This is a genomic window from Fulvivirga lutimaris, assembly GCF_009711525.1.
GTDB classification, from domain to species: Bacteria; Bacteroidota; Bacteroidia; order Cytophagales; family Cyclobacteriaceae; genus Fulvivirga; species Fulvivirga lutimaris.
In genome coordinates, this window is the sequence record NZ_SMLV01000236.1 from 1 (window position 1) to 7,088 (window position 7,088).

Genomic DNA, 7,088 nt, shown 5'->3' on the forward strand with positions numbered 1-7,088 from the left:
ATTCTATCGTTAGCTATTTCAATGATGTGATCAAAAACAATAAGCAACTGCGCAGGGTAAATGACTTTACTTTTATTGATGTGAAAGTAACGGGTAAAACTGCATGGATAGCTTATAGTTTCAATTCAGTGTTCTACAAGAATGATAAAATAGCAAGGAAATCATCTTATCTGGAAAGTGCCACAGCCACACTTACCAAGGATGGATGGAGATTGGATATGCTGCATTCGACAAGGACGAATCATGAGCTTTTCGACTAATGAGTTTAGCTAAAAACAAAGAGAATGCCATTGCCTTTTATAAAACTGCTTATTACGGTGAGCCACAAAAGGCAGTTGAGCTGTATGTCGGTGATGAGTATATTCAACATAACCCTGATGTGAGCGATGGCACCCAAGGTTTCATAGATTATTTCAATAGAATGCAGGAGCAATATCCTGATAAGTCCATTGAGTTTGTAAGAGCAGTGGCAGAAGGAGATTTAGTCGCTCTGCATACCCATCAAATCTGGCCAGGCAATGACCAATACATTACCATGGACTTTTTCAGGTTTGATAACAATGGAAAAATCGTTGAGCATTGGGATTCAATTCAACAAATCCCAAAAGAATCTGCCAATGACAATACCATGTACTGATTTGGTAGCCATAAAAGTTATAAATACCTTTAAATCTGAATGAATGTACTCGGAATTGATATCGGTGGCTCAGGAATCAAAGGCGCCATAGTAGATACTAGCAGTGGCAAGCTGGTCTCAGATAGATTTAGAATTGACACACCAAAACCTTCTACTCCAGAAGCAGTAGCACAAGTTATAAAGCAAATAAAGGAGCATTTCAATTGGCAGGATGATATCGGCTGCACCTTTCCAAGTGTGGTAAAAGAAGGAAAAGCAACATTTGCTTCTAACATGGACCCTGCATGGAAAGGCATACAAATAGACGATGTTTTTAGTGATGCTTGCGATGACACTCACTTTGAGGTCATCAATGATGCTGATGCAGCTGGCATTGCAGAAATGAAATTTGGAGCTGGCAGGAACAAGTCCGGGCTGGTGATGGTCATAACAATTGGGACAGGACTGGGAAGTGGCATATTCTATAATGGTGTACTTATTCCTAATTCAGAGGTGGGTAGAATGTATGGTAAAAATGGTGTGCCTATAGAGCAGTATGCGGCTGACTCTGCACGCAAAAAAGAAGATTTAGACTATGATGTATGGGGCAAACGTTTTAATAAATTTTTGAAATATGTAGAGCGTATCTACTCCCCTGACTTTATTATTTTGGGAGGCGGTGCCAGCAAGAAGATTCACAAATTCAGGAAGCTAATAAAAATAGATACACCTTACACAACCTGTGAAAAACTTAATAATGCCGGCATTATAGGCGCTGCCTATAATTGTGCCGAGCATCATAAGTAATTTACAAATTCTCTATTCGCTTCTTAAGGCATCCACTGGATTAGAAGTACCTACTTTAATGGTCTGGAATGAAACCGTTGCTAAAGCGATAATAATCAAAGTCAATCCCGGCAAGGCAAACAACCACCAGCTCATATCTATTCTATAAGCGAACTCCGCAAGCCACCCGTCCATCACGTACCAAGAAACAGGTATAGCCAGCACAATTGCTATTAATATCAGAATCACAAAATCTCTTGATAGTAAAGTGACAACACTACCAACAGTTGCTCCAAGCACCTTGCGTACGCTAATTTCCTTGTAACGCTGGGTAGCCATGTATGATGCTAATCCGAAGAGCCCAAGACATGCAATAAAAATGGCCAGCCCTGCAAATAATCCGAAGACCTGCCCGAATTGCTGATCGGCTTTGTACTGCTCTTGATAGTGGTCATCCAGAAAAAAGAAATCAAATGGATTACCAGGAAACTGTGCTTTCCACTCTTCCTCAATAGTTGCAATAGTTCGAGGCATGTTGTTGGTAGTCACTTTTACAGAATAGTAATTACTGGCATTAGGGATTAATCTGAATATGAGTGGCTCAAATGACTTCTTTAATGACTCATTATGATAATTCTTAACCACCCCAACGATCTGGAAGGTGTCACCCCAAAATTGTATCTCCTTTGACAGTGCTTCTTCAAAATCTTTAAAACCCATTAATTCGGCAGCTGATTCATTAAGGATTACTGTATTTGGGTCGGTTGTTCTTTCTTCTTCAAAATTTCTACCAGCAGCCAGTTCAATATCAAATGCCTCCAGGTAATCATAATCACCGCCAATAATTCGATACTGCTGAGATTTGTCAGGATCTTCTCCAATGACATAAATACCACCAGCATTCCAGTCTGGCTGACTGCCTGGAACTGCTGTAGAAGAAGTCACCACATTAATTTCAGACTGTGCAGAAAGATTGTGTTTAAATACATTCAACTTATCTGAATACAAAGAATCGGTAACATTTGGCCCACGTACCACCAATGTTTGATTGATATCCACACCAAGATCCTGACTGTTCATATAACTCAACTGATAGAACACGGTTGTGGTACCCACCATCAGCACTAATGAAGTAAAGAACTGAAACACAACCATACCTTTTCTAAGTGTCTTACCACCAGCGCTATTTTTCAATTTACCTTTCAGTATGGCCACAGGTTTAAATCCAGATAAAACAAGTGCAGGATATAATCCCGATAGTAAAGTACCCATGACCAAAATACCTCCTATGAGCATAATCATATTAGGATCAAGGAGCTCAAAGGCTACAACTCTGCCTGTAAGTGCATTAAAATAAGGTAAGAGTAAATAGATAAATAGCAGCGCAGCCAGCAGTGACACTAAATTGAGTATGAATGACTCTACTAAAAATTGCTTCACCAACTGCCCACGCATAGAACCCATTACTTTTCTAATGCCCACCTCCTTGGACCGTTCCATTGATTTGGCTGTAGTAAGATTAATATAATTGACCCAGGCAATGATGATAATGAAAAATGCGATAATGAATAAGAAGTTAGTGGCCTGCTCATTGCCATTCGGCTTAAACTCCATCATATAGTTGGAGGTCAGGTGGATATCGGTAACAGGCTGCAGATGGAACTTTACATCTTCATTAGAACTGGCAAGCTCCTCTCCTCTTTCCTTATCAATAAAATCAGCGATCTTTGACTCGAAATCTTTATAATCAGTACCATCTTTTAGTACAATGTAATTGTAGAAACCATCCCAATTCCATTCATCAGTTACTTCATTTTCTACAATGTCAACAAAGGTTGAAAAGGAATACAGTAAATCTGCCTGCATGTGCGATTTCTTAGGGAGGTCTTCATAAACTCCTACAATTTCAAATTCTTTAGATCCATTATGCTCAATCATTTTACCTATTGGCTCTTCTTCTCCAAAATACTTTTTGGCAGCACTTTCTGATATTACGGCTTTATAAGGCTCTTTTAGTACAGTTTCTGGGTCACCCTGAATCAGATTAATGGAAAAGACCTTAAAGAAGTCTTCTGAAGCATAATAAGTAGCATCTTCACGAAACACATGCTCATTATATTCAAGAATAGCATTACTATTCGTCATAATCACGAAGCTTTCAACCTCTGGGAAATTATCCTTTAAGGTTTTGCCAATAGCTCCGCAACCTGCTGCCCATTGTGTAGTTATTTCACCAAGATTGTAGCGGTCTTGCTGTATTCTGAAGATGTTCTCTTTGTTGTCAAGATGCTGATCATATGTTCGTTCATGCTGAACATACGTCCATAGTAAAAGAAAAGCAGTAATACCTACAGTAAGCCCCGATACATTAATAATTGAGAATAATTTGTTTTTGGTAAGCGACCTCCACGAGGTCATGAGATAGTTGTGTAACATAGCTATATTGTTTGAGTTTTGACTTAGTTCATCAATTGATTTGAGACGATAGCTCCGCATAAAGCGAATGACATCCAGAAAGTATAGGAGCCTGGCGAGCCATAGACCTTGTTTTTCAACACGTAGTTGAAACCACTCATACAGATCTCCCTGCACCTCGTCAATATAATTTTTGGAACAATACCATTCCAAAAACATATCTGCCCATATTGGTGGATTGTGTTTTTTCATATTTTAGAAGCCAAACTCTGGCATAGCGTCCCAGAGCTTATTTCTTAATTGTTTTGATTCGTTTAAAACCGCATGACCAGTTGCAGTTATACTGAAAAGTCGCTTTTTGCGACCTCCTCTTTCAGCTGTCGCACCACCTAGCTCTGACTTTACATAGCCTTTATCTTCAAGCCTATAAAGTACATTGTGTATCGTGCTGATAGTTACTGATCTGTTAGACTCCTTTTCTATTAACTCAGCTATTGAGATACCATAGGCCTCACCATTAAGCACAGCTACAGTTAAAAGAACAAGCTCTTCAAATTCACCTAAATAAGTTCCTTTCATGATTATATTCTTATTTGTCGGACTAATGTAAACATTTTATATCATTCCTATTTGTCAGACTAATAAGTTTATTACTCTTAATGTGTCAAAAGGTTACAAAATATTGAGTCTTGAAAATCGCTTTTCCACCCGTGATGGCATTGTCATCAGCAGGAATTAAGTATGTTTTTGTTGGTCAGAAGACCAACAAAGGCGAAAATAGTAATACTGATTTACCTCGTTTAAGTCATGCCGTAGCATAGCGAAGGCATCCTTACCCCTACTTAGGTTTACTGCATTAATAGCTAAGATTCCTGGTGACTATGCTGAAGCTTCGCCCCAAGCATGCGGAATGACCTACATTGAGCAAAAGATTCCTCAATGAAATATCATTCAAATATTAACAGTCATTCCACTTATTATCGGGTGAGTTTCTTTAATCACTTCAAAAAATATTTGATAACTTTCACCCTTAAGACTTAATCAACCAAACACTATGAAATTTATAAAAGGCCTTGTATTACTTGCCATTGGTGGTTTTCTAATCTATTGGGCACAAACACACCCACCTACTAAAGACTTGCTGCATGCCGTAAACAATGAAATAATTGGTTCTTATGCATTAAGCAAACCTATGTACTACGGGACATTAGCTGTTGGGGGTATTCTTGCAGCGCTGGGTCTTTACAGAGTTTATAAAGACACTAAATAAAAATGACTCCTGCCTACATTTTCACTTCAGAAAGGCTGGGATTTAGAAATTGGCAGGACAGTGACCTGAAAGCATTGGCAAAAATGAATGCTGATCCACGGGTAATGGAGTATTTTCCTTCCACCGTAGATGAAAAAGAAACAGCTAAGTTCATTGCAAGAATGCAGGCAGAATATGCAAAACACAACTTTTGTTATTTTGCCGTTGACTTACTTTCCAACAATGATTTCATTGGTTTTATTGGTTTATCCAATAAAGATTTTGAAGCTGATTTTACACCCTGCGTGGATATTGGCTGGCGTATTTCATCAACCCACTGGGGGAAAGGCTATGCCACAGAAGGTGCAAAAGCTTGTCTTGATTACGGATTCAACACTATTGCATTAAAAAGCATAGTATCTATGGCCCCAAGGATTAATATGAAGTCTGTTGCCGTGATGAAAAAGATAGGAATGCAGTTTGAGTCAGAGTTTGTGCATCCTGCACTTCTTAATGACGAAAGATTAAAGACCTGTGTGCTCTATAAAATAGATAAAACATGAAAGCTAGTTTAACTGAATTTTACTTTTCAGAAACCATGAAATGGATGTCATCTATTGCCCTTATTGCGGGCAATGTGGTCCTGATTATTTATGCTGGTTACGGCTTTCTAATAACTATATCTCTTCTCTTTATTCCGTTTCTATTTACATCAAAATATGAGATCAGTATTGACAAAAATGAGTCTGTAGTGGATGATTCATTTTCAACAATGGGTATTAAAATCAAATCTGATAAGCAGGAATTTAAGGAGCTGAAAGGGATAAGGATAGATAAAGAAAAGCACAGCTATACGGCCAATACGCGTTCCAGGGTTCGGCAGGTGAATTTTAATGAATACATCGCCACGCTGGAATATGATGACGATAAAGAACTGGAACTTTCCAGAAACTCTGACTACGATGATTTTTCCAGTCAGGTATATTATTTTGCCGAGCAGCTAGAGCTGAATATCAGGAAGACTTTTTAAATGTCATGCCGGAAATTAAAGGTTTACATTTTCAAAAACCTTTATTTATCCGGTATCTAAATTCTTATAGCGAGATCCCGAATAATTTTATTCCTTAATGGAAAGGAATGAATAAAGTTTCCGGGATGACGTTATGGGTGTTCGCTCAATCGATATCAAAGATCACACTCCTGCTCTGGCAGCGGAGCGCCAAGCTCTTCGGCCTTTTTCCAGTCTTTCATGGCGCCTTCCTTATCGCCTTTGATGCACTTAACACTGCCCCTATTCACATAAGCCACTGCATTATTAGGTTTTAGCTTTATCGATTTATCAAATGCCTCAATAGCCTCATCAAGCATATTCAATGCGAATAGAGAATAGCCTTTTTCAAAATACACCTCAGCGTAAGTGGGGTCCAGGGCCAGCGCCAGATCATAATCTTTGATGGCCTCGGCATTCTTTTGCATTTGAGACTTGCATACGCCTAACAGATAGAATATTTCAGGATTCTTCTGGTCTTTATCAGCGGCCTTATTCAAATAATCAATGGCTTCCTGATATTCTCCCAACTCATAATTTCTATGACCAATGTCTATCAGCTCTTGAGTGGTTTGACTATAACAGAGTGTTGAAATACTAATAAGTAACAGAGAGTAAATTGTGCGCATGGCTCAAAACTAGCTTAAATATTAAAAACTCTAAATCCACTCCTGGTTTTCAACGGCTCTTTCAAAGGCCACTTCACCGGTATGCTTAGTAGCGGCAGGCTCAAATAACAATACCCAAACCTCTTCGCCATTTAAAGTATGTGGATTGTGCTCAACTCCTCTGGGAACAATTATGATCTCACCTTCCTTGACATGCTCAACTCGGTCTCTGAACTCCATAACCAAGGTGCCTTTCATGATCATAAAGAGTTCGTCTTCGTGCTCGTGGCTGTGCCATATAAAATCATCTTTAAGCTTCGCCAGCTTCACCAATTGGCCATTGAGTTCACCCAGGATTCTTGGTGA

10 protein-coding genes and 1 pseudogene are annotated in these 7,088 nt (G+C 38.9%); 7 read left to right on the forward strand and 4 right to left on the reverse strand.

Going from position 1 to position 7,088, the window contains the following annotated elements:
* The 3 genes and pseudogenes from E1140_RS21340 to ppgK form a co-directional block, all read left to right on the forward strand.
* A pseudogene (locus E1140_RS21340) lies at positions 1 to 260 on the forward strand (DUF4440 domain-containing protein); the annotation flags it as partial.
* Positions 260 to 637 (forward strand): nuclear transport factor 2 family protein, encoded by a 378-nt coding sequence (locus tag E1140_RS02830; RefSeq protein ID WP_155178833.1) that lies wholly within the window; start codon positions 260 to 262, stop codon positions 635 to 637. The pseudogene E1140_RS21340 and the gene E1140_RS02830, both read left to right, overlap by 1 nt.
* 39 nt (positions 638 to 676) lie before the next feature.
* Positions 677 to 1,423, forward strand: coding sequence for a polyphosphate--glucose phosphotransferase (gene ppgK, locus E1140_RS02835; protein WP_155178835.1), 747 nt, complete (start codon positions 677 to 679; stop codon positions 1,421 to 1,423).
* A 12-nt stretch (positions 1,424 to 1,435) separates the two neighbouring features.
* Here ppgK and E1140_RS02840 read toward each other — a convergent pair whose 3' ends face one another.
* Both E1140_RS02840 and E1140_RS02845 read right to left on the reverse strand, forming a co-directional pair.
* Entirely contained in the window at positions 1,436 to 4,069 is a 2,634-nt protein-coding gene (locus E1140_RS02840; RefSeq protein WP_221412613.1) for an ABC transporter permease, read from the reverse strand.
* 3 nt (positions 4,070 to 4,072) lie between these two features.
* Positions 4,073 to 4,396 (reverse strand): PadR family transcriptional regulator, encoded by a 324-nt coding sequence (locus tag E1140_RS02845; protein ID WP_155178837.1) that lies wholly within the window; start codon positions 4,394 to 4,396, stop codon positions 4,073 to 4,075.
* 110 nt (positions 4,397 to 4,506) lie between these two features.
* Here E1140_RS02845 and E1140_RS21915 point away from each other — a divergent pair, with 110 nt between their 5' ends.
* The 4 genes from E1140_RS21915 to E1140_RS02860 all read left to right on the forward strand — a co-directional run bounded on the left by E1140_RS21915 (position 4,507) and on the right by E1140_RS02860 (position 6,096).
* Positions 4,507 to 4,638, forward strand: coding sequence for a hypothetical protein (locus tag E1140_RS21915; RefSeq protein WP_281350347.1), 132 nt, complete (start codon positions 4,507 to 4,509; stop codon positions 4,636 to 4,638).
* Positions 4,639 to 4,871: 233 nt separating this feature from the next.
* A complete protein-coding gene (locus E1140_RS02850; RefSeq protein WP_155178839.1) occupies positions 4,872 to 5,087 on the forward strand; it encodes a hypothetical protein in 216 nt (71 codons plus the stop codon).
* A 2-nt stretch (positions 5,088 to 5,089) separates the two neighbouring features.
* Positions 5,090 to 5,629: a GNAT family N-acetyltransferase gene (locus tag E1140_RS02855; RefSeq protein ID WP_155178841.1), complete on the forward strand. Its 540-nt coding sequence runs from the start codon at positions 5,090 to 5,092 to the stop codon at positions 5,627 to 5,629.
* Positions 5,626 to 6,096 carry a hypothetical protein gene (locus E1140_RS02860; protein ID WP_155178843.1) on the forward strand — a complete coding sequence of 157 codons (471 nt, stop codon included), beginning with the start codon at positions 5,626 to 5,628 and terminating at the stop codon, positions 6,094 to 6,096. Before E1140_RS02855 ends, E1140_RS02860 begins: the two co-directional genes overlap by 4 nt.
* Before the next feature lie 155 nt (positions 6,097 to 6,251).
* On the opposite strand, the gene E1140_RS02865 is transcribed toward E1140_RS02860, so the two are convergent.
* Together E1140_RS02865 and E1140_RS02870 are read right to left on the reverse strand one after the other, a co-directional pair.
* Positions 6,252 to 6,743 carry a tetratricopeptide repeat protein gene (locus E1140_RS02865; RefSeq protein ID WP_155178845.1) on the reverse strand — a complete coding sequence of 164 codons (492 nt, stop codon included), beginning with the start codon at positions 6,741 to 6,743 and terminating at the stop codon, positions 6,252 to 6,254.
* A 30-nt stretch (positions 6,744 to 6,773) separates the two neighbouring features.
* Positions 6,774 to 7,088 (reverse strand): cupin domain-containing protein (locus E1140_RS02870; RefSeq protein ID WP_155178847.1); only part of this gene is annotated, 315 nt, incomplete at its 5' end.

Coding starts and splice junctions, on each gene's coding strand:
- E1140_RS02830 (WP_155178833.1), top strand. CDS start 260: ATGAGTTTAGCTAAAAACAAAGAGAATGCCATTGCCTTTTATAAAACT.
- ppgK (WP_155178835.1), top strand. CDS start 677: ATGAATGTACTCGGAATTGATATCGGTGGCTCAGGAATCAAAGGCGCC.
- E1140_RS02840 (WP_221412613.1), bottom strand. CDS start 4,069: ATGAAAAAACACAATCCACCAATATGGGCAGATATGTTTTTGGAATGG.
- E1140_RS02845 (WP_155178837.1), bottom strand. CDS start 4,396: ATGAAAGGAACTTATTTAGGTGAATTTGAAGAGCTTGTTCTTTTAACT.
- E1140_RS02850 (WP_155178839.1), top strand. CDS start 4,872: ATGAAATTTATAAAAGGCCTTGTATTACTTGCCATTGGTGGTTTTCTA.
- E1140_RS02855 (WP_155178841.1), top strand. CDS start 5,090: ATGACTCCTGCCTACATTTTCACTTCAGAAAGGCTGGGATTTAGAAAT.
- E1140_RS02860 (WP_155178843.1), top strand. CDS start 5,626: ATGAAAGCTAGTTTAACTGAATTTTACTTTTCAGAAACCATGAAATGG.
- E1140_RS02865 (WP_155178845.1), bottom strand. CDS start 6,743: ATGCGCACAATTTACTCTCTGTTACTTATTAGTATTTCAACACTCTGT.